The sequence below is a fragment of the Shewanella sp. SR1 genome (assembly GCF_020447145.1).
In the GTDB taxonomy this organism is placed as follows: Bacteria; Pseudomonadota; Gammaproteobacteria; order Enterobacterales; family Shewanellaceae; genus Shewanella; species Shewanella baltica.
On sequence record NZ_JAJAEF010000004.1, the window covers coordinates 81,824 to 107,881 of the forward strand.

Sequence of the window (26,058 nt, forward strand, 5' to 3'; positions counted from 1 at the left end):
TAACCACCCAATAGGCTTAAGCCAATAATACAAAAGGGCATAAAAATGCCCTTTTGTTGTCATGTGGTCATCAAGTTAGCGAATAATGCCGCGACTCGATGACTTTACAAATTCCAGGAACAATTTCACTTGCTCATCGTTCTGCGCATCTTCAGCCAACGCTTCAATCGCTTCTTCAACTGTCAAGCTGCTGCGATATAAGGTTTTATAAGCACGGCGCACTGCAAGTTGGCTTTCTTTAGAAAAACCACGACGCTTCATGCCTTCGCTGTTTAAACCGCGTGGAATCGTCGGTTGACCCGCCGCCATCACAAAGGGAGGTACATCCTGCAATACTAAAGAACAACCTGCAGTAAACGCATGGGCACCGATATGCACAAACTGGTGAACACCTGTCATGCCGCCTAAAATCGCCCAATCACCCACATGTACGTGACCCGCGATAGAAGCGTTATTGGCCATGATCACATTGTCGCCGACCACACAGTCATGGGCGATATGTACATAGTTCATAAACAGGTTGTTCGACCCAATACGCGTCTCACTGTTATCTTGGACTGTACCGCGGTGGATAGTCACGTTTTCACGGATGACGTTATTGTCACCAATGATCAATCGTGTGGGTTCGCCAGCGTACTTTTTGTCTTGGCACTCTTCGCCTACTGAGGCGAATTGAAAAATACGATTACCTTTGCCGATAATCGTTGGGCCTTTAACAACCACATGGGAACTCAACCAACAATCATCACCAATTTCAACGCCTGCACCGATATAGGTCCAAGGGCCAATGGTGACGTTATTGCCAATTTTTGCATCGGGATGCACAAACGCTAATGTATCTATCACTGACTAATCTCTCTGCGGGCACACATGATTTCAGCGGAACAAACCACTTCACCATCCACTTTGGCCTCACCGTAGAAGACGCCAATCCCGCGGCGCTCTTTAATCATTTTGACATCAAAATGGATTTGATCTCCTGGCTCAACCACACGTCTAAAACGCGCATTGTCGATACCAGCAAAGTAATACAACACCCCTGGAGGTGGCACATCACTACTCATGGTTTTAAAGGCTAACAGGCCAGTTGCCTGCGCCATGGCTTCTAAAATAAGCACGCCTGGCATCACAGGCTGAACCGGGAAATGTCCCTGAAAAAATGGCTCATTTATTGAAACGTTTTTGATCGCCTGCAGACTAACACCAGGAGTGTAATCAAGCACACGATCGATCAATAGGAATGGATATCTATGGGGTAGATATTTAAGTATTTCTTTAATATCCATAGTGTTCATTTGATTAGACACGAACCGAGTTCCTCAAATTGCCTTGGAGCAATTAATCTGGTGTTTTTAAATTTTTTTCCAACGTTTTAACACGCTGGAACAGTTCATCTAACTGACGGAAACGAACTGTGTTTTTACGCCAAAGTTTATTGTCCATTGCCACTGTGGCAGAAGAGTATAAACCGGGCTCACGCATATTAGTGGTAATATTCGTAGCACCAGACACATGCACACCATCGGCAATGCTCAAATGACCTGCGATGGCACAACTACCACCAATAATACAATATTTACCAATAGTGACACTGCCTGCGATGGTCGTACTGCCAGCGATAGCGGTATTCTCACCGATAATATCGTTATGGGCAATTTGTACTTGGTTATCGATAATCACCCCATCGTGGATCTCGGTATGGCCTAATGCCCCCCGATCTACCGTTGAATTCGCACCTATCTCAACCCGATCGCCGATACGAACGCCGCCCGTTTGTGGGATTTTAATCCACTGACCGCGTTCATTGGCATAACCAAAACCATCGGAGCCTAATACAGCGCCCGAATGGATAATACAATCTTGTCCTAAATGCACATCGTGATAGACAGTGACATTAGCCCACAAACGCGTTTTTGAGCCAATAACCACATCTTGTCCGAGCACGACACCGGCACCTATCTGGACATTTTCACCTAAAATGACGTTCGCACCAATAACCGCATTCGCCCCAATCGCAACACCTTCACCTATATGGGCAGAAGCGTCAATTTGAGCCGAAGGATGGATACCCACCGCCGCTTTAGGCGTAGTGTCCAAATACTGGGCAACACGGGCAAAACCGACATAAGGATCTTTTACAATTAACGCAGTACCTTGATAATCCTGCGCATCTTTAGCTGACAATAACACCGCACTCGCTTGAGTCTCCTCAAGCTGAGAGCGATATTTACTGTTGGCTAAAAAAGAGATTTGACCTGCTTTGGCATGTTCTAAGGTCGCCACACTATTAATAATTAGCGTTTCGTCGCCTTGAATATCACCGTCTAATAACAGGCCTAGCTCTTTTAAAGTCACACTTTTCATCTATTACTTGCCTTTGCTTAAGGCTTCAACCACTTTGCCACTGATGTCAGCGTTAGGCTTAACATAAATGACTGCACCACGTTGTAATACCAAATCATATTGGTCTTTTTCAGCGATAGTGTTGATGGCTTTCTGCACTTTAACTAACAGTTTATTTTGCTCTTCACCTTGGCGACGACGTAAGTCTTCATCCAATGCTTTGCCTTTTAACTGATATTCAGATTTTAGCGATTCCATTTTACGAACCAGTTCCGTTTTTTGTGCATCGTTCATTAACGCACCGTCACGTTGCTGCTTCTCCATTAGAGAGCGCATTTCTTCTTGCATTTTTTGGACATCAGCCATGCGATCGCCAAACTCTTTCTTCAGAGATTGAGAGATCTGTTCACGTTGTGGCAGCTGTTCGAACACAGCCCCCATATCCACTACGGCAATTTTCTCAGCATGTGCCATTAACGGCGCGCCTAACAAAACTAACGTCATCAGCGCGCGATTTACCATCTTGTTCAAAATAAACTCCTTGTTACCTTGTTATAGTCAGCAAAACTTGCCGAGTGTATGCCTTTTAAAAAGTTTTGCCAATATTGAAAGAGAAGATCTCTGTTTGGTCGCCTTCGTATTCTTTAATCGGCCACGCTAAGCTAAACACCATAGGACCCATAGGTGATAACCACTGCACACTTAAGCCCCAAGAAGCGCGCAGGCGTGCTGGATCACTGTAGTCCTGTAACTTAGCAAACTCGTCCGCTGGAAGTGTTTGATATGCATTGTAATCAAACTCAGTATCCCAAACGTTACCCGCATCAACGAAGAAACTCGTACGCACTGAGTTAGTGTAAGCCTCATCCAAGAATGGCGTCGGTACAATCAACTCCATGCTCGCTGTCGCAAGGGCGTTACCACCGATTGAACGGCCAGAACTCACTTGGATACTGTTAGGATCGCCCGGCAAACTACAACCATCGCCCGATGGATCCGGTGCACATGGTTCACTACCTCGGTAGAGATAGAATGAACGAGGCCCCACAGAGTTAGACTTAAAGCCACGCAGTGAACTGCTACCACCTGAGTAATAGTTTTCCCAGAAAGGCAGAATTTGGTCGTTATCATTAAATTGACCATAACCGTTACCATAACCTAATCGACCACGGGCCAAGAGCACAAAGCTCTGACTACGGTTAATAGGGAAATAGAAGTTAGTGTCAAAGTCTGTCTTAAAGTACTGTAAATCAGACCCTGGCGAAGTCATTTTACCGTTCAAACGCTGAGACGATCCGTCTGTTGGGAAAGTGCCACGGTTCAAAGTGCTACGATACCAGCCCAGACTCAGTTCAAAGTTATCGAAACTTAAGTCCGCATTTGGATCGTCATCACGGTAGATGTTATAGAAACGCAGTGCTTGCTCATAGGCAGAAATTTCAGAAATCGTGTTATGACGATAACCTATGCCACCGTTGATACGGTTGTATTCATTGATCGGGAAACCCGAGTTCAGCGCCACACCGTAAGAACTGTTTTTATAACGCTCTAAGTTAGCTTCATTGGCGTCAAACTCGCTCCAATAAACGCTCCCCCCTAAACTCACACCATCTTTCGTCCAATACGGATCGGTATAGGATAAGTTAACGTTCTTAGAGTACTTGTTGGTGCTCAAGCTAATACCCGCTTGGTTACCTGTGCCTAAGAAGTTATTTTGCTGCACACCAAACTGCAAGCTCAGGCCTGATTCAGTACCATAGCCGACACCGGCGTTGAATGAGCCCGACGGCTGCTCTTTCACTTTAACCGCAACATCGACTAAATCATCAGTGCCTGGCACTTGAATGGTTTCAGTGTCAACGGTTTCGAAGAAGCCCAAACGGTTAAGACGCGCTTTAGATTGCTCCACTTGCGCAGAGTTTAACCAAGCCCCTTCCATCTGACGCAGTTCACGACGCATCACTTCATCTTTTGTCACTGTGTTACCAGTGAAGTTAATCGCACGCACGTAAACACGTTTACCCGGTTTAACATTGATGTTTAAGGTCACTTCTTTAGTCTTATCATCAATTTCAGGATACGTTTTGACTTCTGGGTAGGCATAACCGAAGCGGCCTAAATATTTGCTGTACATTTCTTCGGTGAAAGTCACATCACCGCCGTTGTACATATCACCCGCTTTGATCGGCAGAATTGATTTCATCAACTCTTCACGGCCCATCAAATCACCCGTCAGGTTTACTTCTTTAACTTTATATTTCTCACCTTCATCTACGTTGATGGTGATATATAAACCTTTACGGTCAGGCGTCATCGCCACTTGAGTCGAGGTGACTTCAAAGCGAATATAACCTTTATTGTGATAATAGGTTTTGATGGTCTCGAGATCGGCCTGCAGCTTTTGCTTCTGATAACGGCGTTCGCCGAACAGATCCCACCAAGCCACATAATCTTTAAGTTCCAGCATGCCAATCAACTCAGCATCGGTGAACTCATGATTACCGACCACGTTAATTTGGCGTATTTCGGCCGCTAAACCTTCGGTGAACTTAAATTTCAGCTCAACCCGGTTACGGGGTAAGTTGATCACTTGAGCTTCCACTTTAGCGCCGTATTTACCCACGCCGTAGTAGAAATCCTGCAAACCCTTTTCAATACCGGTCAACATAGTGCGATCGAGCGACTCACCGACTTTAACGCCAGAACCGTCCAGACTTTCCTGTAACTGTTCGTCTTTAATGTCTTTGTTGCCATCGAATGTCACGGCACTGATGGTAGGACGTTCAGTGACTTTCACCACTAATACGCCGCCATCTCGGCTCACGGAGACATTTTCAAAGTTAGTCGATGCATACAAGCTTTTAATGGCTTGTTGAATTCTTAACTGGTCAACAGTGTCACCTACTTTTACTGGTAAGCTTAACAGGGCAGCACCGAGTGCAACTCGCTGCAAACCTTCAACTTGGATGTCGGTCACTTCAAACGGTTGGAAAGTATCAGCCAACACAGTCCCTGAAAACGACGCACCGACGAATAACATCGAGGCAAAAAGTTTATTCAATCTCATAGAGCACTTCTAATTATTAGTCTGTCCTTGCTCAGAGTCGGGCAAAATCATTGAAAAGCGCAATGCTCATCAACATCAGCAGTATTGCTGCCCCAAATCTGAATCCTATTTCCTGCACCTTTTCAGGTACAGGTTTACCAGTTATTACTTCAATAAAGTAATACAGCAGGTGTCCCCCATCGAGCACAGGTAAAGGCAACAAGTTAATGATGCCTAAATTGACGCTGATGAGCGCGAGGAACCCGAGAAAATAGACCAAGCCATAGTTTGCACTACTGCCCGCACCCTGTGCGATCGAGATGGGTCCACTCAGGTTTTTCACCGACACATCGCCGGTAAATAATTTGCCAATCATCTTAAAGCTCACAGCAACAAGTTGCCATGTTTTATCCGCTGCTATGCCGAAAGAATCGATTGGTCCATATTCAAGTTGTAAACGCATATTGTCTGGCCATGGCGCTTGGGTTGGGCTCACCCCAAGCATACCTATATCTTGACCATCGGCGTTTTTACTGCTTAACGGTGTCACTGCCACGTTAAACTGTTCGCCATTACGACGCACAGTTAAGCTCACAGGCACATTGGCAGAATGTTGAATAATGTCAACAAAAGCCTGCCAATCGGTATAATTTTTACCATTTATCGCCACTAAGGTATCGCCGACTTTTAGCTCACTCTTGGCAGCGGCGCTGTCAGGGCTAATAGCAGCAATGGTAGGGTCGATTTCGGGGCGATATATCCCTAAACCTAAGGTGGTAATCGGCGATTCTTTTTCAGGATCAAAATGCCAATTGCGGGTATCTAAGGTATAAGAGCGCGCGCTGGAATCTAAGCCCTGCAAACCGCTCAATGGCGTCAGCGACACACTCAGGCTTTGATCGCCTATGTGGCCCACTAAGGCTAAATTCACTTCTTCCCAGTTACGTACAGCTTGACCGGAAATGGCCGTTATTTGCATTGGCTCTGTGACCTGGATTTGCGCGGCGGCAGTCCCAGGTGTTGTCGATGTGATCACAGGTTTCAGTGATGGCACACCAATCAGATACATAAAATACAGGGCAACGATGGCAAAAATAAAATTCGCAATCGGGCCAGCAGCCACAATCGCAATGCGTTGCCAAACGGTTTTACGATTGAATGCTTGATCTTTTAATGCTTCGGGGACGTCTTCAACGCGTTCATCGAGCATTTTGACATAGCCACCAAGTGGGATCATGGCTAACACGTATTCAGTGTCGTCTTTACCGACACGACGCCAAATCGCCTTACCGAAACCTATGGAGAAACGTTCGACTTTGACACCACAACGGCGTGCGACATAGAAATGGCCGTATTCGTGGGCAGTGATTAACAGGCCCAGTGCAACGATGAAAGAACCTAAGTTCCATAAAAAATCTAACATCCCACTCCTTACGTCATTAATTTAATCACTCAGCGATTGCTAAGCGATGCTTGCTAAGGTCTCACGCGCATAGACGCGGGTTTGCGCATCTAAGGCTAAAATATCTTCTATGCTGCCCATAGGGCGCTTAGGCACAGTCACTAAACAAGCTTCGTTCACTTTTGCAATTTGAGTAAAGCCAATTTGTCCCTGTAAAAACGCTTCAACAGCAATCTCATTGGCTGCATTTAACACAGTTGTCGCCTCTTGGCCTTGGGCACACGCGTCCATTGCCAGAGCCAAACAGGGGAAACGTTCAAAATCAGGTTCATAAAAGCTTAACTGTCCGACTTTGAAAAAATCTAAAGGTTCAACGCCAGAATGAATTCTTTGCGGATAAGCCATGCAATGGGCAATAGGCGTACGCATATCTGGGTTACCCATTTGGGCAATAACTGAGCCATCACGGTACTGCACCATAGAGTGGATCACGCTTTGCGGATGGATAACCACCTTAAGTTGCTCAGCCTGAGTGTTAAACAACCAACGTGCCTCAATAAACTCTAAGCCCTTATTCATCATAGTGGCGGAGTCGACGGAGATTTTAGGTCCCATGGACCAATTAGGATGTTTACAGGCTTGGGAAGGCGTCATGGCGGCCAGTGTCGCAAGATCCGACCGCAGGAAAGGTCCGCCAGAACCGGTTAACAGAATATGGGAAATACCCGATGCCGCTAAGTCACAACGGCCAAGGTTGGCTTGCACTTCCTGGGGGAGACATTGGAAGATGGCATTATGCTCACTGTCCACAGGCAAGAGCACTGCGCCAGAGCGCTTAGTCGCCTCAATAAACAGCTCACCTGACATGACTAAGGCTTCTTTGTTGGCCAGTAATACCCGCTTACCCGCCTTTACGGCTTCAAGCGTCGGTACTAGCCCTGCAGCCCCAACAATCGCCGCCATCACGGTATCCACTTCGGCAGCGGTCACTAAACCGAGTAAATCGTTCATGCCTGTGGTGACTTGGATATTGAGCGTCGCAGGTAAAACGGCACGCAACTGTTTTGCTGCCGCTTCATCCACCATATGCGCCACTTTCGGTCTATGCGCCAAACAAAGTGCAAGCATCTTATCAACACTCGCGTTGGCCACTAATCCATACACGCTATAAGCGAATGGATTAGCCGAGATCACACTTAAGGTACTGGCACCTATAGAGCCGGTAGCACCCAAAATCACCATATTTTGCATAGCGTTACATCCAGAATGCAATGTAGATCAGGGTAAACACCGGCAAGGCTGCTGTCAGGCTGTCGATGCGGTCGAGCACGCCGCCGTGACCTGGCAAAATGGTGCCAGAATCTTTGATACAGGCCGCGCGCTTAAACATACTTTCAGATAAATCACCCAGTGCTGACACTAAGGCAACAAATAAGGTTACGGCCACAACTAAGCCCAGTTCTTGCTCAGGCGAATAATACATCACCGCACCAACCACTATCATAGTGGTCACTAAACCACCGAGTAAACCTTCAAGCGTTTTAGCTGGGCTTACCGCTGGCATCAGTTTGGTTTTACCTATCGCCTTGCCCACGAAGTAAGCGCCTGAATCCGCGGCCCACACAATCAACATCACCAATAACACCAACACAGGGCCGTAATAAGGCGAAGCTTGCGAGCTAATGGATTTGAGCGCGATCAGGGCGACAAAACAAGGTATTAAGGTTAGCTGTCCAAACATGGACTTAAACATAGGATTCTTTTGCCAGAACTTAGCGCTTTTCGGATAAGTCACCACTAATAATAGTGAGGCTAACCACCAAAGTGCGCCAATGTAGAGAATGGCTAAATAAATAGGGTGTAACTGATGGCTTAACCAAACCGCATCGATTGGCACAATCAGATTAAGTGCCACTAACAAGATACCGACCGTACAAGTGAAGCTCCACTGGGTGACGTCACACTGATTATCGATAATTCTTCCCCATTCCTTTGCTGCAATGAGAAAGACGCCAACCAAGGCCCAAGCGAAGTAGTTGGCAGGGAGTAAAAATATCGCCCCCAAAACTAATGGAACTAACCAAATTGCTGTTATTATTCGTTGTTTTAGCAAAAAAAATCCCTCATGAGGTTTTACAATGCACGCATCTCATCAATCTGACTTCCAGTCAAACCAAAGCGGCGCTGGCGACTTGCAAAAATGGCAATCGCTTCATGAAAAGCCTGTTCATCGAAATCAGGCCAAAGGGTGTCGGTAAACACCAATTCTGCATAGGCCGCCTGCCACAGCACAAAATTGCTGATGCGACAGTCCCCGCCCGTGCGGATCATTAAATCAACTTCACTCTGATTTTGCATGCACAAATGTGCACTTAAGGCTTCTTCGGTGAACTGACTGCTGGTCATTTCGCCAGTTTCGACCTTTTCCGCTAATTTTTGGGCTGCTTGAAGTATGTCCCAACGGCCACCATAGTTAGCGGCAACATTCAGAACCAAGCCAGTATTGCCTGATGTCTTCTCTTGCGCAGCTGCAATTTGCTTCTGTAATCGCGCCGAAAACCGGCTGATATCACCAATAATCTTCAGCTTAACCTGATTCTTATGCAGCAATTTAATTTCGCGCTGTAAAACGGTAAAAAACAATTCCATCAGCAAGCTGACTTCTTTATCGGGTCTTCGCCAATTCTCGCTAGAAAATGCAAATAACGTTAGCGATTCAATGCCCAATTGGCTTGCCGTGCTTACGGCTCTTCTAACGGCCTTAACACCGGCCTTATGTCCCAACACTCGTGGTTTACCTTGGGTTTGTGCCCAGCGCCCATTGCCATCCATGATAATGGCAACATGCTTAGGTAACGACTGTTTCACGAGTTCGGGTAATTGTCCCGGCAAGGTCGTTTGAGTGTCTAAATCACTCTCACTCGTCCTAGGGTGCGGATCAAGTTCCACTGTGGATGACATCTAATACAGCCCTTTAAAATAGACAAACGCCGTGTAGTATACCCCTACACGGCGCATCAACTCTAGCTTATCGAACTTGAGATTAGACTTCCATCAACTCAATTTCTTTGGCCGCTAAAATCTCATCAATCTTTTTAATGTGAGCATCGGTGAACTTTTGTACTTCTTCTTCGCTGCGACGAACATCATCTTCAGTACAAGCTTTGGCTTTCTCAAGTTTTTTCACTTCAGAAATGGCATCACGACGTACGTTACGGATGGCGATACGACCGTTTTCAGCTTCGTTACGCACCACTTTGATGAAGTCTTTACGACGTTCTTCAGTCAGCGCGGGTAATGGAATACGTAATGTCGCGCCTGCAGACATAGGGTTCAGACCTAAATCTGAGCTCATAATGGCCTTTTCAACGGCTTGGATAGCGCTACGATCGAATACAGTCACAGACAGAGTGCGAGAGTCTTCAACACCCACGTTAGCCACTTGGTTCAGTGGTGTCATAGTACCGTAGTAAGACACTTGAATTGAATCAAGCAGGCTTGGGTGGGCACGACCTGTACGCACTTTTGCCATTTGGTTTTTAGTTGCGTCTACACATTTACCCATGCGTTCTTGCGCATCTTTCTTAATGTTCTCAATCACGTTAAATGTCCTTCTTGGTCATTAAATAACTTTTTTCGCTCTGATCAGCGTGCCTTCTTCTTCACCCATGATAACGCGGCGTAGAGCGCCAGGCTTGTTCATGTTGAAGACTAAAATAGGCATGTCGTGATCACGCGCCATAGTAAAGGCTGCTAAGTCCATTACTTTTAATTCTTTTTCCAGAATTTCCGCATAAGTCACTTCATCATACTTAACGGCGTCTGGGTTCTTCATTGGGTCTTCGGAGTATACACCGTCGACTTTAGTGCCTTTCAACACAACTTCAGCTTCGATTTCAATGCCGCGTAAACAGGCCGCAGAATCGGTCGTGCAGAAAGGATTACCTGTACCGGCAGCAAAAATAACCACTCGGCCAGATTTTAGCAAGCTGATCGCTTCAGCCCAATTGTAATCGTCACACACACCCTTTAACGGGATAGCTGACATCAGACGGGCATTAACATAGGCACGGTGCAAGGCGTCGCGCATTGCCAAGCCGTTCATAACCGTTGCCAGCATACCCATGTGATCGCCCACCACACGGTTCATGCCTGCTTTTGCTAGGCCTTCACCGCGAAACAGATTACCACCACCAATAACCACACCCACCTGAATACCCAGCTCAACCAGCTCTTTCACTTCCTGAGCCATGCGATCTAATACTTTAGGGTCGATGCCGAAGCCTTCGTCGCCCATCAGTGCTTCGCCACTTAATTTAAGAAGAATGCGTCTAAATGCGGGTTTTGGATTGGTGCTCATAATTTTTATCCTGGTCATAACAAGACCGCAGCTATTGCCGCGGTCTTGGGGGTATTTAGCGTTGGCGATTAAGCCTTTTTAGAAGCAGCGATTTGAGCAGCAACTTCAGCTGCGAAATCTTCTTCTTTCTTCTCAATACCTTCACCCACTTCTAAACGAATGAAGTTAGTGACTTTAGCGCCTTTCTCTTTCAGAATTTCGCCAACAGTTTTCTTTGGTTCCATGATGTAAGCTTGACCAGTCAGAGAAATCTCACCGGTGAACTTCTTCATACGACCAAGAACCATCTTCTCAGCGATCTCTGCCGATTTGCCTTCGTTCATTGACATTTCGATTTGCAGAGCTTGTTCTCTTGCAACGATTTCTGCAGGAACATCTTCTGGGTTCACGTATTCAGGCTTAGAAGCAGCAACGTGCATTGCGATGTGCTTTAAGGTTTCTTCGTCAGCTTCACCGGCTACAACAACACCAATGCGCTCACCGTGACGGTATGAAGATAAGTTTGCACCATCGATGTACTCAACACGACGAATGTTGATGTTTTCACCGATTTTAGTTACTAACGCAACACGTGCGTCTTCGAACTGTGCTTTTAAATCTTCAAGCGTCACTTTAGATGCAGCAGCGGCATCTAATACTGCGTTCGCGAATGCTAAGAAGTTTGAATCTTTAGCAACGAAGTCAGTTTGACAGTTAACTTCTAACAGCGCAGCGAAACCTTCGCCATTCTTGATCAGAATTGTACCGTCAGCAGCGATGTTACCCGCTTTTTTAGCAGCTTTAGCAGCACCAGACTTACGCATGTTGTCAATTGCTAACTCCATGTCGCCGTTAGTTTCTGTCAGAGCGTTTTTACAATCCATCATGCCTGCGCCAGTACGGTCGCGCAGTTCTTTAACTTGGGCAGCAGTAATTGCCATTGTTAAATCCTCTATAAAAAATCGACTAATTTGCAGATATAAAACAGGGGCCGAATGGCCCCTGTTAACCAATCAAAAATCTTGGTTAATAAGGGTGATGATAATCATCGCGCCTTATTATTATTCGGCTTCTACGAAACCGTCTTGCTCAGCTTGAACAGCCAAATCTTGACCACGGCCAGCTTTTGCAGCAGCAGCAACAGAAGAAGTGTACAGGCGGATAGCACGCATAGCGTCGTCGTTACCAGGAACGATGTAGTTAACACCATCTGGCGCAGAGTTAGTATCAACAACTGCAACAACAGGGATACCCAGGTTGTTAGCTTCTTTAATAGCGATATGCTCATGGTCAGCACCGATGACGAATAATACGTCTGGCAGGCCGCCCATGTTTTTAATACCACCTAAAGATTTTTCCAGCTTTTCAAGCTCACGAGTACGCATCAGCGCTTCTTTCTTGGTCAGCTTGTCGAAAGTACCGTCAACTGATTGGCTTTCTAGTTCTTTCAGACGTTTGATTGACTGACGAACAGTTTTCCAGTTAGTCAACATACCGCCTAACCAGCGGTGATCAACATAAAACTGATCACAAGACAGAGCAGATTCTTTGATCGCTTCGCCAGCAGCACGTTTAGTACCAACGAATAATACTTTACCTTTCTTTGAAGCTACGTTGCTGATGAAAGCCAGCGCTTCATTGAACATTGGCACTGTATGCTCAAGGTTGATGATGTGAACACCGTTGCGAGCACCGAAAATGAATGGCTTCATTTTTGGGTTCCAGTAACGGGTTTGGTGACCGAAGTGGACACCGGCCTGAAGCATATCGCGCATTGAAACTGTAGTCATTTCTATTACCTTAAAATTTAGGGGGTTAGACCTCCACGCATCCCATGTCTTCGACCCCGCAATTGATAACTGAGGGCACCCCGAAGAATGTGTCGACACGTGTGTGATTTAGTATTTAGACAAATAGCCATGTATAATGGCCGCCATCTTTAGTCTTGCAAGTATCTAAGCAGAGCAAAAGCTGGCTTGGACAATTCATCAAGACTTAAACATAACGGCGCGCTTTATACCATAAATAGCCCTAAAGCACAAATTTTTGCATTAGGTTGCGTGGCCAACAGACATTAAAGACACAAGAGAAAACGCAATGAGTATAGTCATCAAGACAGCTGAAGAAATTGAAAAAATGCGTGCTGCGGGCAAACTTGCCGCACAAGTATTAGAAATGATCGCTCCGCACGTTAAGCCGGGCGTGACCACCAATGAACTCAATGACCTCTGTGCCAAATATACCGAAGAGCAAGGTGCGATTTCGGCGCCGCTTAACTATCATGGTTTTCCTAAGTCCATTTGTACTTCTGTAAACCATGTCATTTGCCACGGTATTCCGAACGACAACCCACCATTGAAAGAAGGCGATATCCTCAATATCGACATCACAGTGATTAAAGACGGCTATCACGGCGATACCTCGATGATGTTTTTAATCGGTGAAGTGAGCGCGAAGGACAAACGTCTGTGCCGCATCGCGCAAGAAAGCCTGTATTTGGCCATTCGTAAGGTGCGTCCGGGCCTAAAACTGGGTGAAATTGGCAATACTATCGAAAAATTCATCAAAGCAAGCAAAACAGGCCTTGAGAAATATTCCATCGTGCAAGATTATTGTGGCCACGGTATTGGCTCAGGTTTCCATGAGGAACCTCAGGTCATGCATTACCGCAACGGCGATAATACAGTATTACGCCCAGGCATGTGTTTCACTATTGAACCTATGATCAATGCCGGTCGCCACACGACCATACTCGATCGCGATGATAAGTGGACGGTTACCACCTCCGATGGTAAAAATTCTGCCCAGTGGGAACATACCCTACTTGTGACTGAAAAAGGGGTTGAAGTACTTACCCTGCGTGAGGATGAAGATTTCCCACGCATCATCAATCACGAGCGATAGGCCAAACCAACAAAAATAAAAACAAGGGACTCGATGAATATAGCTCTGCTCGCTAAACAATCATTAATCGAACAGAATCAGACTCTTTTAGCCAGTTTCAAGGCTAAAACCCCGATTGAAGAGCTAGTCACGCAGCGCTGTCAATTTGTCGATGCCCTTGTAAAGCAAGCTTGGGAACAGCACGGTCTAAGGGAATTTGATATTTCCCTGATTGCCGTAGGCGGCTATGGCCGTGGGGAGCTGCATCCCCACTCAGATGTCGACTTGCTGTTCCTGTTTAATGATATATTGTCACCCGCCGCCGAAGCGGCACTCAGTCAGTTTATTGCCTTTCTGTGGGATGCAAATCTCGAAATTGGCCACAGTGTCCGTACGTTAAACGACACTATTACTCTCGGCCGTGAAGACATCACCATAGCCACTAACCTGTTAGAGGCACGACTGCTCGAAGGACCCGAGTTTTTATTCGACCAACTTTACGATGCCATTCGTCAGAGTGACTTTTGGACCTCAAGCGACTTCTTTATCGCTAAGCGTGACGAACAAAATGCCCGCCATGCCAGAGCCAGTGCCTTCGATTTAGAACCCAATATCAAGAGTTGTCCCGGTGGCCTTAGGGATATTCAAACCATTGCTTGGGTGGCCATGCGTCACTTTGGCGCCGCTCGCCTCGAAGAATTAGTTCAATACGACTTTTTAGAGCCCGGTGAATTAGAAGAGCTGCTCGAATGTCAGCACTTTTTATGGAAGCTACGCTTTGCCCTGCACATGGTGGTCGGTCGCGATGAAAATCGCTTACTGTTTGATGTGCAGCGCCAAGTTGCCGAACTTATGGGTTATGAAGACGCCACCCAGCTTGCCGTTGAGCAGATGATGAAGCGCTACTATCGCACGGTGCGCCGAGTGATGGAGTTGAACGAAATGCTGTTGCAGCTCTTTAAGCGCGCAACGCTGGGGCACACAAAAGCCTTAGAAATTCAATCGATAGACAAACACTACCAGCGCCGCGGCACCTTTATCGAAGCGCTCAGTGATGATCTGTTCGATAGCGGCGAAGAAATTGTGCGGCTATTTTTGTTGGTCGCTAAAAACTCCAACATCAAAGGCATTTACGCGCCAACACTGCGTTCACTGCGCCGTGCAAGACGCGCCCAGCCGCAAGCCTTGCAAGAAAACCCGCTTTGCCGCCAAGCCTTTATGGAAATTTTGCGCCATCCTCGCGGCATTGTTGCCTTGTCTTTAATGCACAAACACGGCGTGTTATCGGCCTATTTACCGGCATGGCGAAATATTGAAGGTCAGATGCAGTTTGATCTGTTCCACGCCTACACAGTCGATGAACATACCCACAGATTGCTGCTCAATATTGAGCGTTTTTCTCAAGCCGAACAAAAAGAAGAATTTCCCCTAGGCTCGATTCTCATCAACCAACTGCCGAAAAAGGGCTTACTGGTATTAGGCGCTATCTTCCACGATATCGCCAAAGGCCGCGGTGGCGATCACAGTAAACTTGGCGGCGCCGACGCCCTCGCCTTTTGTAAGCTACACGGGTTAAACGATCACGATGGTCGTCTAGTCGCTTGGCTGGTTGAGAATCATCTGGTGATGTCTGTTACTGCTCAGCGCCGAGATATTTCCGATCCCGATGTGGTGGCCGATTTTGCCAATAAAGTCCGCGATGCCGTGCATTTAAGCTATCTGTACTGCTTAACCGTCGCCGATATCTGCGCCACCAACGAAAAAACGTGGAACAACTGGAAAGGCTCACTGCTGCGCGACTTGTACTTTTCGACCCAAAGGGTGCTCGCCCGTGGTAAAGAAAAACCCGTCGACATTCGTGCCAGAGTACGTGAATACCAAGCCAAGGCGAAAAAAGAACTGCTGCGCCGTGGACTGAAAGAGAAAGATCTCGATACCCTGTGGCAACGTTTCAAGGCAGATTACTTTTTACGCCACCAGCCCAATCAAGTCGCGTGGCACGCCGAAGCGATTTTAAAGCATAAACAACAGGATGAGCCCTTAGTCTTAGTGTCCAAACACACGACTCGTGGTGGCACTGAGTTATTTGTCTATTGCCAAGACAGACCTAAATTGTTCGCAACTGTGATGGCGGTACTCGACAATAAAAATATCAACGTCCATGATGCCAACATCATGACGTCAAAAGATAATTATGCCCTCGATACCTTTGTGATCTTAGAGCAAGATGGCGCGCCCGTTAGCCAGCTGTCACGTATTCAAAGTATCCGTAAGGCGCTCGAAAAAGCCCTGTCGAGCGACAGTCCAAAACTGCCACGCTTTAGAAAACTGTCGCGCAAGATGAAACCTTTTAATGTTCCGACACAAGTAAGTTTCCTCGAAAGCAGTCGTCATGGTACAAGTATGATGGAGCTTATCGCCTTAGATTCGCCAGGATTACTGGCAAAAGTCGGGGATATCTTTTACCGTTGCAACACGACGTTACTCGCGGCCAAGATCACCACCATTGGTGAGCGAGCCGAAGACTTTTTTATGCTGCAAACCAACGATGGCCTGCAGCTTAATGAAACCCAGGAAAATACCCTCAGGGACGCTTTAATCAGTGCCTTGAGTGCAAAGAATATCGAATCAGTTAATTAACGAGACCAGTGGGAGAAGTAAATGGAGGCTTTACGCCAACGTATTGAGGCGGCTTTTGAAGCTCGCGCCGACATCACGCCAAGCACAGTTGACGCCAGCGTGCGTGACGATGTGCAAAATGTCATCAATATGCTCGACAAAGGTGAAGTCCGTGTCGCCGAGAAAATCGACGGACAATGGCATGTACACCAATGGCTGAAAAAGGCGGTATTACTGTCCTTCCGTATTTTCGATAACGTGGTTATTGATGGCGCCGAAACCAAATACTTCGACAAAGTGCCGTTAAAATTTGCCGAATATGATGAAGCCCGCTTTAGAGCGGAAGCTATTCGTGTGGTACCTTCAGCCACTGTGCGCAAAGGCTCATTCATCGGTAAAAATACCGTGTTGATGCCATCTTACGTAAACCTTGGTGCCTATGTAGATGAAGGCACTATGGTTGATACTTGGGCGACCGTTGGCTCATGTGCACAAATCGGTAAAAATGTGCATTTATCTGGCGGTGTAGGTATTGGTGGCGTACTTGAGCCATTACAAGCGGGCCCAACCATCATCGAAGATAACTGCTTTATCGGTGCACGTTCAGAGATTGTTGAAGGCGTTGTGGTTGAAGAAGGCTCAGTGATTTCTATGGGCGTGTATATCGGCCAAAGCACTCGAATTTATGATCGCGAAACTGGTGAAGTGCATTACGGTCGTGTACCAGCAGGTTCCGTTGTCGTTTCTGGCAACCTGCCCTCTGCCTGTGGCAAGTACAGCCTCTATGCCGCCATTATCGTTAAGAAAGTGGATGCAAAAACCCGCGGTAAAGTGGGTATCAACGAATTACTACGTATTGTTGATTAACAGTATTCGTTCGATAACATGAGTTCCATAAAAAAGATGCCCGAGGGCATCTTTTTTATTGTCGGTAAAATTTAGCCTATAGTTGCGCTGTCATTATCAGGCTTAAAAATAAAGTGTTTAATAAGGCACTTAAATCAAGCGCTCAACTTCACGAAATGCATTTCTCGTCATGGCAATAGCCCGCCAGCCGATAATCCCCAATGGCTGCTGCGCTTTGTTCACTACCACAAGATATTCTGAGTCCAAAAGATTCAACTGCAATAAGGCATCTTCCGATGTGGCCACCTCACTGATGATAGGTACCGAATGCTGCATGATCTGATGGGCTTTTTTATGCAGTGATGCCCTATCCTGTTCACGCTCAGCCGCTGTGCCAAGTAATGGGCTAAACCAATGTTCCAGCAAGCGACTAGTGATCACGCCGAGTATCTTATGTTGTTCATCCAATACCACGGCCACCTTAGCGTGGGCGGCTGTAAGCAAACGCTTAACGTCGACTAACTCATGGTCGAGGGAAATCGTAACTAGAGCTTCAAGAGGCGCAGCGCCGATATGGTCGCTAATACTCAACTCACGATTAATCAAAATCTCTAAACATGTTTCGACTATCTCAGGATCAAACAGTGTCCCTTTACCCGCACGCAGCACTTCGGTCATTTTCTCCAGCCCCAAAGATGGACGATAGGGCCTGTGGGATAATATCGAATCGGCAACATCGGCTACGGCAATAATTTTCGCCTCATAGAGAATGGCTTTATCCTTTAACCCCGCGGGATAACCTGAGCCATCGAGCCGCTCATGATGCTGTAAAATCATCTCTTTGATGGGCCAAGGAAACTCCACATCCTCAATAATTTCAGCGCCATGGAGTGGATGGGTCTGTATTAATGCGTATTCTTCTTTCGAAAGCTTCGAAGGTTTGGTCAAGATCTGCGATGGAATGGCCAACTTGCCGATATCATGGACTAAGGCACCAATTTTCAGTCCTTCGAGACGCAGTGGATCTAAGCCTAATTTCTCACCAATCAAATAACTTAATTGCGCCACCGACTTTTGATGCCCTGCGGTATAGGCATCTTTTAGTTCCAATGCCTCAGAAATGGCACTAATAAGCTGGGTTAACGACTGAGATAACTGCTCTTTTTGCGATTTAATGATTTTGGACTGGCGAGAGACAGCCCGTAATGTGCGCGGCAGTTCGATGGTGTGCCATAGGATGCTGGCGAAGGTGAGTAATGATCTTGCATCATTGCGACTATAGGGCTCGTTACGGTCGACCACGCACACTATGCCGACCAAGCGGCTGCGAAACAAAATCGGCACCGCCAAATAACGCCCTGCAAGTAACAGTTTATCTAAGGGCAAATCCCCTAAGCGCCTTTGGGAGTCGGTTTGATTTTGGATAATAGGCTTATAATCTCGCACGCATTCAAGCCATACGCGGCTTTCAAGTTCTGACACTTGGGTATTATCTTCGATGAAATCGGCTTGATTCGCCTCGGCGGGGGGGTAATCAGAACGTGCTGCGAGCGTAAGTGTTTTTGACTTTTCGTTATGCAGCAGAATAAACCCATATCGACTGCCGGTGAGCGACATCGCCTTGGAGACGGCAACTTTAAACACTTCTTCTTGGGAGGATTTAATCACATCTTCAATGTGTTGCAGCCAAGCATCGCTGGCTTGAATCGCTCGGCGATAATCCGAATGCAGCTCCTTCATCTGCGGATCTTCAAAATTGATGTCGGATAGAATCAAATACCATCCCATTTCAGGCAAGGAATGCAGTGCGAGATGCACACGTATGCCTCTATGGTCTTGTAACTGAAAACCTATCTCTTGCCCACGTCGCCTCACGATATCGGCGCACAACTCGGCATTAAAGGCACTAAATAGTTGGCTAATAGGTTGATTAATGATTTGCGCCGCCGAGCGTTTGCAACGGCTGTAAAAGGCTTGGCTCATCCGTAGCACGCGAAATTGCTCATCAAGCTGTGCCCAAGACAAATTCAAACTATCGGGCAAGTCTTTCATTCCAACGATAAGGCTTTGACTAGTTGACATCCAGTACTCCAGTCTTTGATTAGAGCATGGGCGACACGCTTTAGCGTGATATTCGCCCGAATGTGAGCACTATAAAATCTCCAATAAACATAATGATAGCTGATCCCATGACATACGCGGATTAAAATAGGCTTAGCTGAATGTCATGTTATCGCTACGCTTGTCATTACCTTAGCGCGACGGCCTTCGCTTTAGAAGACGATCGTTTTATTGCCGTACACGACCACTTGCTCGTTAAGCACTAACTGCAGCGCTTTGCTCAGCACACTCTTTTCAACATCGCGCCCTGCACGCGCCATTTCTAAGGCGCTATAACTGTGATCGACGGGAATCACGTCCTGCTTGATGATCGGCCCTTCATCGAGGCAATTATTCACAAAATGCGCCGTCGCACCGATAATTTTCACCCCACGCTCCCAGGCCTGGCGATAGGGTGCTGCGCCGATAAAGGCTGGTAAGAAAGAATGGTGAATGTTGATGATGCGATTAGGATATTGCGCCACAAAATCAGGCGTTAATACCCGCATGTACTTAGCCAAGACTAAATAATCGGGTTCGTATTGAGATACCGCAGCCAACAGTGCTTGCTCGTGTTGAATTCGGTCTAAGCCTTCGTGACTCACCAGATGAAAGGGAATGTTAAATTTTTCGGCCAGTTCGCGCAGCGCATCATGGTTGCCCACCACAGCGGCAATCTCGACACTTAAACCACCGTAATAAGCTTTCATCAACAGATCGCCTAAACAGTGCGCTTCTTTCGTCACTAACACCACAATGCGTTTCTTGCCGGCGCTGACCAAGGTCATGTGATTCTTAGCAGGCAGCACGTCGCGCAGATCCTGCAATAACTGTTCGCTATTAAAAATGCCCTCTAACTCAGTTCGCATAAAGAAACGCCCTTGGGCATTATCCACAAACTCACTGTTTTTAATGATGTTCAGTTTATGAGTAAAACAAACACTGGTGATTTTGGCGATGAGGCCTTGGGCATCGGCGCAATCCGTCAGTAAAATTTTACGTTCTATGGATGGCGAAATATTACCGCGAGTTTCAGTCATTTGTTGCAAAGTTGGATCTCCTATATTGTCCCTACATCGAGTTTGCCATAGCAAATCGTGCTGAACAGCATGAAAATCCTATAATGCGAAAATAAAAATGACATTTCAGAGGCTTGAATCAATAAAATGTAAAAATTAAGCAGTTAATTTTGTAAAAACACAATCCTAGCGGCGAGTATCTAAGTAACGCTGCAATACTTTACGCAGGGTTTCGGCCTTAGTGCCATAAACCACCTGCACACCTTTGCCCATAACGATCACGCCCTTAGCACCCAACTGACTCAAACGCACCTTATTGACTAACTCAGGCTTATGTACGCTCAAGCGTAACCGAGTTAAACAGGCATTGAGTTCAACGATATTGTCACGCCCACCAAGCGCCGCAATAATCGCCCGTAAACTTTCTTTTGGTCCTTTACTGTCACGGTCGTTATGCTCAAGCCTGCCGGGCGTTTTCAAATTAAAGGCTAAAATACTCAACCTAAACAACAGGTAATATATGATGGCGGTCAAAGGCCCGAGGAAAATAAACCAGCTGGCATTACGGGACAATGGAAATAACAACGTAAAGTCCACCAGCCCTTGGGAGAACACTATGCTGTGGTGAATATCGAGCATGATACAGACAAAATAAGCGAGCCCAGTGAGTAAGGCATGAATAATAAATAGGATTGGGGCCACAAACATAAAGGCAAATTCGATAGGTTCAGTCACCCCAGTTAACCAACTGGCCGCCCCCGCCGAGAGCATAATGCCCGCCACGCGATTGCGCTCAGAAGGATCGGCGCAGCGCCACATTGCCAGTGCCGCCGCAGGTAATCCCCACATTTTAATCAGATAACCACCGGCAAGGTTTCCCGCCTGCGGATCGCCCGCTAAATAACGTGCCACCTCACCACGGACGACTTCATGTCCTAATAACTGATATTGGCCCACTTCTAAGTAAAAAGGCGCATTCCAAATATGGTGCAACCCAAGGGGAATAAGTAACCGCTCTAGCGCGCCATATACACCAAAGGCAATGGCCGGTTTTTGATAAACCGCCCAGTCAGATACACGCTCAATCAATAGCGCTAAGGGTGGCCACACATGGGCGAGTACATAACCTAAGCCCATCGCTAAGGGAATAATCAGCAAAGATGCACTGCGGCGTCCCTCAAAGAAGGAGAAAATCGCAGGCAAACGTATATATTGACTCCAGCGCACCGCAAGACAAGTAATACCGCCGAGCATCATGCCGCCCGCAATCCCCGTATCTAAGGTATCCATTCCCAATAGAGGTTGGGTTGGGAGTCGATACAAATCGGCCAGTGCGGCTAATGTCGCCGTCATCACCCCATAACCAAACACCGCCGTAAAGGCAGCAATGCCTTGATCGCGGCAAAAGCCAATAGCGACCGCCACGGCAAATAACATCGGCATGATGGCGAAAATGAGTTTGCCCACCGCCAACATCAACACTGTCAGCTCTTCGGGCATAAAAGGAATGGGGCTAACGGTGAGGCCGAGCATGACCCCTGCGGCGGGTAAAATGGCAATAGGAATAAGCAGCGCTTGGCTTAAGCGCTGGGCAAATTTAAACCACTGCTGAGTAACGAAACTGCCTAAGCGACGAGCTCGGTTTTGACGACTTGATTCCAGCGTTCTAGCCATTTTATCGCTTCAACCTCAGGTTCCATGGTTTCACAGGCATCGATTTCTAATAATTCTACAAGTGGTTTAGCGCCAAGCTCACTTAAGAGCACATCTACAGCCCTACCGGCGCCGCAGAAGGTTTCATAACTTGAATCACCCAGTGCGATCACACTGTAGTTAAGCTCGGGCAAATAGGGCGCAAGATTTTTAAGATTATGATACCAAGGCTGAATATCTTCGGGTAAGTCCCCTTGGCCCGTCGTAGAAGTCACCACTACTAACAATTCATCCTGCGGAGGAATAAAGCTGGCGACGTCATTTGGTTGCCACAATGTTACATCATAACCTAAAACTTGCATTTCTTTCTCTAGGGTTTCGGCGGCAAATTGTGCACTTCCATAGACAGTGCCAAACACCAGATTCACCTTTTTCATGATACACTCCACATTGCGTTGCAAACCTTATTAGGCTGACCTTACTTTATTGTTCAGCGGATGGGCAAGCTAAGGCGCAAAATTTTTATAAATCAAGTCATTGAGCATGAGGAAATATCTGATGCGACAGTCCACCCGCCAAAAACACCTCAAGCAACACCACAAAACAACCCATATTCGACGTAAAAATTATTTCCACTCCGCCCAGCAAAATCTCACATCGCCACTCGCGCCTACCTCTGGATTCTCAACCTTAGCCGTCATGATGCAAGAATTGCGTCCACAAACCGCACAAACACCGCAACGCCTCGACTAATTACCGCCAGACTCATTTTGATTGGACAGTTTTAATTGAACCGTTTTAATTGAACAGTGTTGATTCGACCGTTATGGGTTCGATAGTTTTGATTCGATTGCTTAGTGTCAATAACCAAGCCAAGCGAATGACTTTTGATGCCACTCACTTGGCTGACTGCCAATTATGTCCAGATTGTCTCAGTTGAGATTGTCTGAGTTAAGGTCATGAGTTACGCATTTCCAGCTGGTATTTCATCCGTGGCGATTAACAACTCAGCCTGTTGACTTAAGATCGCCTCGTCCCAACCTAGCTCGGCAAACACGGTTTCCCACTCAGGCTCGAGCTCGGTTTCTATGCTGAGCCGAACTTGAGTGACAGGATGGGTGAAGCTGAGCTTTTTCGCGATAAGCCACAGGCGATTAATGCCAAAATGCTCGCGGAAAAACGCATTTTGCTTACCGTCGCCATGGGTGGTATCACCGACAATAGGGTGACGTAAATGCGCCATATGTCTTCTGAGCTGATGCTTACGCCCCGTTTTAGGGCTCAAGCGTACCAGTGCAAATCGGCTAGTGGGATATCGGCCCGAGGGATACGGAATTTCAGTATTGAGTAATGGCTCATAAGCCGTCACAGCTTCCTGCGCGGCTTTGTTAGGATCGGCATTCTTATCGCCCAACTCATCCAACTCAACCTTAAGCGCATAGTCTAAAATGCCACTCTCATGCATATTACCGCGCACTAAAGCCAAATATTGTTTTTCAATCGTATGGGAGGCAAATTGCTCACACAGTGCATTGGCCACTTCACTACTCTTGGCAAACAAGAGCACGCCAGATGTCGGCCTGTCGAGACGATGTACAGGGAACACATGACAGCCGACTAAGTCGCGGGTCAGCTGCATGGCAAAAAATCGCTCCCGACGCGCTAAATAACTGCGGTGGACCAATAAGCCTGCAGGTTTATGAATTGCCACTAAGTGCTCATCTTCATAAAGAATTTCAATCTCAGGCGCCTGCGCTTCTGAATCATCCTCTTGGGATGCATTCAGTGCATTTTCAGGCGTTTCAAGCCAGATATCATCTTGATTCATTTAACAACATATCCAATTCATTCAATACGCCAATCAGAGCTTGGCGCGGGGGCATATCCTGCCAAACATGTTCAGCCATAGGGGCTATCGCAATTTGCGTCGGCAATGGCGCACCCGTTTCGATTAAAGTCTGCATTCTAGGCAGTAAAATAAACTGCAACCACTGCTCAAGGGGCATAAGATCACAGGCAAAAGGCGCTGTGCTTGCCATTGCTGCGGCAGAAGGCGCCTGCTCAGACCACAACTCGGCCGCTTGCAGCGCTTGGGCAATCTGAGCCAATTTAGCTTGGGTTTGACTGTATAACATAGCTTTCAGATCCATTCTCATGTTAGCCATTGTGATTGAGGAACTTGCCACAATCCACAGGCCGAATAGGTCGATTAAAGTGCCGCAATCATACCATCCAGACGCACTTCCCCCTATAATGGCGCCAATTTATTGAGCCTCTTTGATTGATATGGCAGCCAAATGACTGAAATTACAACTTTAAGCCAGTTTTTAACCACAGCCAAAACCCAGTTCCAAGTGTATGATCTTGGCCGTAGGGTGCAACATATTGATATGCTCGCGTTTCACCAAATAGAATCTCTCGCAACCCCTTATCCTTACCCCATTCAAGGACATGCGCAATTTGCTATCGTCTTTTGGGATGCGAGCCAGCAACACTTTATTTGGTTTCTAAAACTGGCGTTAGATGAGCAAGGATTACTGTCGCCGGCACCGCGCTCACAATTTATCGAAATGATATTAGCGGCATTAGGGCAAGATCCCACTCAACCACTCAGTGATGAGCAGCAAGAACGACTCGCAAATAATCCGTTTAACTTCAAGCCAAGCCAGGAAAAACTCGCCGTATTCAACGCACTCGTTCGTAAACAACTCGGCCAACGCGCGTCATCGCAATACGAATTTGCCGTGCAGTACCTGTCAGGCCAAGTAGCCCCAGCACAATGGCAACATATTGGGATGCAAGGCATAGCCGATGTATGTGCGCGCGCAAATGAATTTGATCATGAGCAGCACTTAGTATTGAGTTTTGATACTGCCGCCATCGAAGTGCAAATCGCCCTATGTCAGTGTCTTGAGCACTTACTGATTAGCGACACGCTCGCCGATAAAATTCTCGCGAAACTTCAAGATGCTGCCCCAGAACACCAAGCTTATTTCCTACGGGCTCTGGCTTCTAGCGCCAAACACAGCCAGCAAGCGTTCGAACATCTACACGGCCAAGCCTCTTTAGATACCAATGCCCTCATCAGCATTGCCGGGCGTAACTGGTCGGTATTAAAACAAGATTCAAGTCGCAGTCTTTACTTAGAAGCCCTAGCACTGCAGCCCCAAGCCTTTTTTAATCAGGTCTTTGCTGATATTGTGGCTATCCCTAGTTTGCGCAATCAACTACTAGGCGAATTAAGAAACCCCAATCGAAGCGTTCAACTATCACAAGCCATAGGTGGTTTGTTTAAGGCAGCAAGCAAATGATGTCAGATTTACTGTTAATTATTGGCCTCGTCGTGATTGCCGCATTTTTTTGGCAGTTACGCCAAATGGCAGAGTTGAGCCGCATTTTTGCCGAAAAAGAATGTTGGCGACAAAAAGTGCAACTGTTAGCCATAGCAATGGAAACCGCCCGCCCAAGTATTGGCGGCACCACGGGGATTTGTTGGAAAGCGAAATATTTATTTGAATTCAGCACAGACGGCATTAACCAGTACAGTGGCCATATTTGGATGCAAGGTAAGAAAATTCAAAAAATAGAATGGCCTATCTTCCCAGAGCCCGAATGGCAAGAAGCGCCGACAGCACAGGGGAAATTTGGCGGTTGTGGTACGCAAAGCGGCTGTAGCTCAGGCAAGTGTCATTAAGTATTATCGACTATAGATGAGATGCCAAATAAGCTGTTCGCCAGAATAGAGAATAATCAGTCATTCTCTGGTGCTGCAAAATAACTCGCTGTAAAAATAAAAAAAGAAAGGGCG

The 26,058-nt window shown here is 46.8% G+C and carries 25 protein-coding genes; 6 read left to right on the top strand and 19 right to left on the bottom strand.

The features are described 5' to 3' along the window. Positions 1-75 precede the first annotated feature (75 nt). The 13 genes from lpxA to rpsB all read right to left on the bottom strand — a co-directional run bounded on the left by lpxA (position 76) and on the right by rpsB (position 12,920). Positions 76-846, bottom strand: coding sequence for an acyl-ACP--UDP-N-acetylglucosamine O-acyltransferase (lpxA, locus tag KV201_RS05090; RefSeq protein WP_006080991.1), 771 nt, complete (start codon positions 844-846; stop codon positions 76-78). Beyond that, positions 843-1,307, bottom strand: coding sequence for a 3-hydroxyacyl-ACP dehydratase FabZ (gene fabZ, locus KV201_RS05095; protein ID WP_106650029.1), 465 nt, complete (start codon positions 1,305-1,307; stop codon positions 843-845). Before fabZ ends, lpxA begins: the two co-directional genes overlap by 4 nt. A gap of 31 nt (positions 1,308-1,338) precedes the next feature. Further along, positions 1,339-2,364, bottom strand: coding sequence for a UDP-3-O-(3-hydroxymyristoyl)glucosamine N-acyltransferase (gene lpxD, locus KV201_RS05100; protein WP_126492385.1), 1,026 nt, complete (start codon positions 2,362-2,364; stop codon positions 1,339-1,341). A 3-nt stretch (positions 2,365-2,367) separates the two neighbouring features. Beyond that, a complete protein-coding gene (locus tag KV201_RS05105; protein ID WP_011846353.1) occupies positions 2,368-2,865 on the bottom strand; it encodes an OmpH family outer membrane protein in 498 nt (165 codons plus the stop codon). A 64-nt stretch (positions 2,866-2,929) separates the two neighbouring features. Then, positions 2,930-5,410, bottom strand: coding sequence for an outer membrane protein assembly factor BamA (bamA, locus tag KV201_RS05110; RefSeq protein ID WP_012088728.1), 2,481 nt, complete (start codon positions 5,408-5,410; stop codon positions 2,930-2,932). A 31-nt stretch (positions 5,411-5,441) separates the two neighbouring features. Beyond that, positions 5,442-6,812 carry a sigma E protease regulator RseP gene (rseP, locus tag KV201_RS05115; protein WP_226058711.1) on the bottom strand — a complete coding sequence of 457 codons (1,371 nt, stop codon included), beginning with the start codon at positions 6,810-6,812 and terminating at the stop codon, positions 5,442-5,444. A 39-nt stretch (positions 6,813-6,851) separates the two neighbouring features. Continuing rightward, positions 6,852-8,042, bottom strand: a complete 1,191-nt coding sequence (ispC, locus tag KV201_RS05120) for a 1-deoxy-D-xylulose-5-phosphate reductoisomerase (protein WP_226058712.1) — start codon at positions 8,040-8,042, stop codon at positions 6,852-6,854. 4 nt (positions 8,043-8,046) lie between these two features. Beyond that, a complete protein-coding gene (locus tag KV201_RS05125; protein ID WP_006085249.1) occupies positions 8,047-8,904 on the bottom strand; it encodes a phosphatidate cytidylyltransferase in 858 nt (285 codons plus the stop codon). A 20-nt stretch (positions 8,905-8,924) separates the two neighbouring features. Next, complete coding sequence (uppS, locus tag KV201_RS05130) at positions 8,925-9,752, bottom strand: polyprenyl diphosphate synthase (protein ID WP_226058713.1); 828 nt, start codon at positions 9,750-9,752, stop codon at positions 8,925-8,927. A gap of 82 nt (positions 9,753-9,834) precedes the next feature. Then, entirely contained in the window at positions 9,835-10,392 is a 558-nt protein-coding gene (gene frr / locus KV201_RS05135) for a ribosome recycling factor (protein WP_006080982.1), read from the bottom strand. Positions 10,393-10,413: 21 nt separating this feature from the next. Continuing rightward, complete coding sequence (pyrH, locus tag KV201_RS05140; RefSeq protein WP_006080981.1) at positions 10,414-11,151, bottom strand: UMP kinase; 738 nt, start codon at positions 11,149-11,151, stop codon at positions 10,414-10,416. Positions 11,152-11,219: 68 nt separating this feature from the next. Further along, the gene (gene tsf, locus KV201_RS05145; protein ID WP_006085247.1) at positions 11,220-12,071 is read right to left on the bottom strand and encodes a translation elongation factor Ts; all 852 of its coding nucleotides are present in this window, start codon (positions 12,069-12,071) and stop codon (positions 11,220-11,222) included. A gap of 120 nt (positions 12,072-12,191) precedes the next feature. After that, complete coding sequence (rpsB, locus tag KV201_RS05150) at positions 12,192-12,920, bottom strand: 30S ribosomal protein S2 (protein WP_006080979.1); 729 nt, start codon at positions 12,918-12,920, stop codon at positions 12,192-12,194. Positions 12,921-13,203: 283 nt separating this feature from the next. Between rpsB and map the strand changes: the two genes are divergently transcribed. From map to dapD, 3 genes are read left to right on the top strand one after another with little or no spacing between them, the layout of a single operon-like run. Further along, a complete protein-coding gene (gene map / locus KV201_RS05155) occupies positions 13,204-14,034 on the top strand; it encodes a type I methionyl aminopeptidase (RefSeq protein ID WP_226058787.1) in 831 nt (276 codons plus the stop codon). Positions 14,035-14,067: 33 nt separating this feature from the next. Next, positions 14,068-16,653, top strand: coding sequence for a bifunctional uridylyltransferase/uridylyl-removing protein GlnD (glnD, locus tag KV201_RS05160; RefSeq protein WP_006080977.1), 2,586 nt, complete (start codon positions 14,068-14,070; stop codon positions 16,651-16,653). A gap of 21 nt (positions 16,654-16,674) precedes the next feature. Continuing rightward, positions 16,675-17,499: a 2,3,4,5-tetrahydropyridine-2,6-dicarboxylate N-succinyltransferase gene (dapD, locus tag KV201_RS05165; protein WP_226058714.1), complete on the top strand. Its 825-nt coding sequence runs from the start codon at positions 16,675-16,677 to the stop codon at positions 17,497-17,499. Positions 17,500-17,628: 129 nt separating this feature from the next. Here dapD and KV201_RS05170 read toward each other — a convergent pair whose 3' ends face one another. The 4 genes from KV201_RS05170 to KV201_RS05185 form a co-directional block, all read right to left on the bottom strand. Beyond that, complete coding sequence (locus KV201_RS05170; protein WP_226058715.1) at positions 17,629-19,560, bottom strand: HD domain-containing phosphohydrolase; 1,932 nt, start codon at positions 19,558-19,560, stop codon at positions 17,629-17,631. A 191-nt stretch (positions 19,561-19,751) separates the two neighbouring features. After that, positions 19,752-20,618 carry a formyltetrahydrofolate deformylase gene (purU, locus tag KV201_RS05175; RefSeq protein ID WP_226058788.1) on the bottom strand — a complete coding sequence of 289 codons (867 nt, stop codon included), beginning with the start codon at positions 20,616-20,618 and terminating at the stop codon, positions 19,752-19,754. A 165-nt stretch (positions 20,619-20,783) separates the two neighbouring features. Beyond that, the gene (locus KV201_RS05180; RefSeq protein ID WP_226058716.1) at positions 20,784-22,271 is read right to left on the bottom strand and encodes a PTS transporter subunit EIIC; all 1,488 of its coding nucleotides are present in this window, start codon (positions 22,269-22,271) and stop codon (positions 20,784-20,786) included. After that, positions 22,223-22,687, bottom strand: a complete 465-nt coding sequence (locus tag KV201_RS05185) for a flavodoxin (protein ID WP_107402272.1) — start codon at positions 22,685-22,687, stop codon at positions 22,223-22,225. Before KV201_RS05185 ends, KV201_RS05180 begins: the two co-directional genes overlap by 49 nt. Before the next feature lie 121 nt (positions 22,688-22,808). Between KV201_RS05185 and KV201_RS05190 the strand changes: the two genes are divergently transcribed. Next, positions 22,809-23,003 carry a hypothetical protein gene (locus KV201_RS05190; protein ID WP_006080971.1) on the top strand — a complete coding sequence of 65 codons (195 nt, stop codon included), beginning with the start codon at positions 22,809-22,811 and terminating at the stop codon, positions 23,001-23,003. A gap of 211 nt (positions 23,004-23,214) precedes the next feature. Here the strand turns inward: KV201_RS05190 and truC are convergent, their stop codons facing one another. Both truC and KV201_RS05200 read right to left on the bottom strand, forming a co-directional pair. Next, on the bottom strand, positions 23,215-24,078 hold the full coding sequence (truC, locus tag KV201_RS05195; protein WP_226058717.1) for a tRNA pseudouridine(65) synthase TruC: 864 nt from the start codon (positions 24,076-24,078) through the stop codon (positions 23,215-23,217). Continuing rightward, positions 24,065-24,385 (bottom strand): YqcC family protein, encoded by a 321-nt coding sequence (locus tag KV201_RS05200; protein ID WP_107402275.1) that lies wholly within the window; start codon positions 24,383-24,385, stop codon positions 24,065-24,067. The genes truC and KV201_RS05200 overlap by 14 nt, the downstream gene beginning before the upstream one ends. A 162-nt stretch (positions 24,386-24,547) precedes the next feature. Here KV201_RS05200 and KV201_RS05205 point away from each other — a divergent pair, with 162 nt between their 5' ends. Together KV201_RS05205 and KV201_RS05210 are read left to right on the top strand one after the other, a co-directional pair. Beyond that, a complete protein-coding gene (locus tag KV201_RS05205; RefSeq protein WP_071939082.1) occupies positions 24,548-25,561 on the top strand; it encodes a DUF3549 family protein in 1,014 nt (337 codons plus the stop codon). Continuing rightward, positions 25,558-25,944: a DUF3301 domain-containing protein gene (locus KV201_RS05210; protein WP_006080967.1), complete on the top strand. Its 387-nt coding sequence runs from the start codon at positions 25,558-25,560 to the stop codon at positions 25,942-25,944. The genes KV201_RS05205 and KV201_RS05210 overlap by 4 nt, the downstream gene beginning before the upstream one ends. Positions 25,945-26,058: the final 114 nt, after the last annotated feature.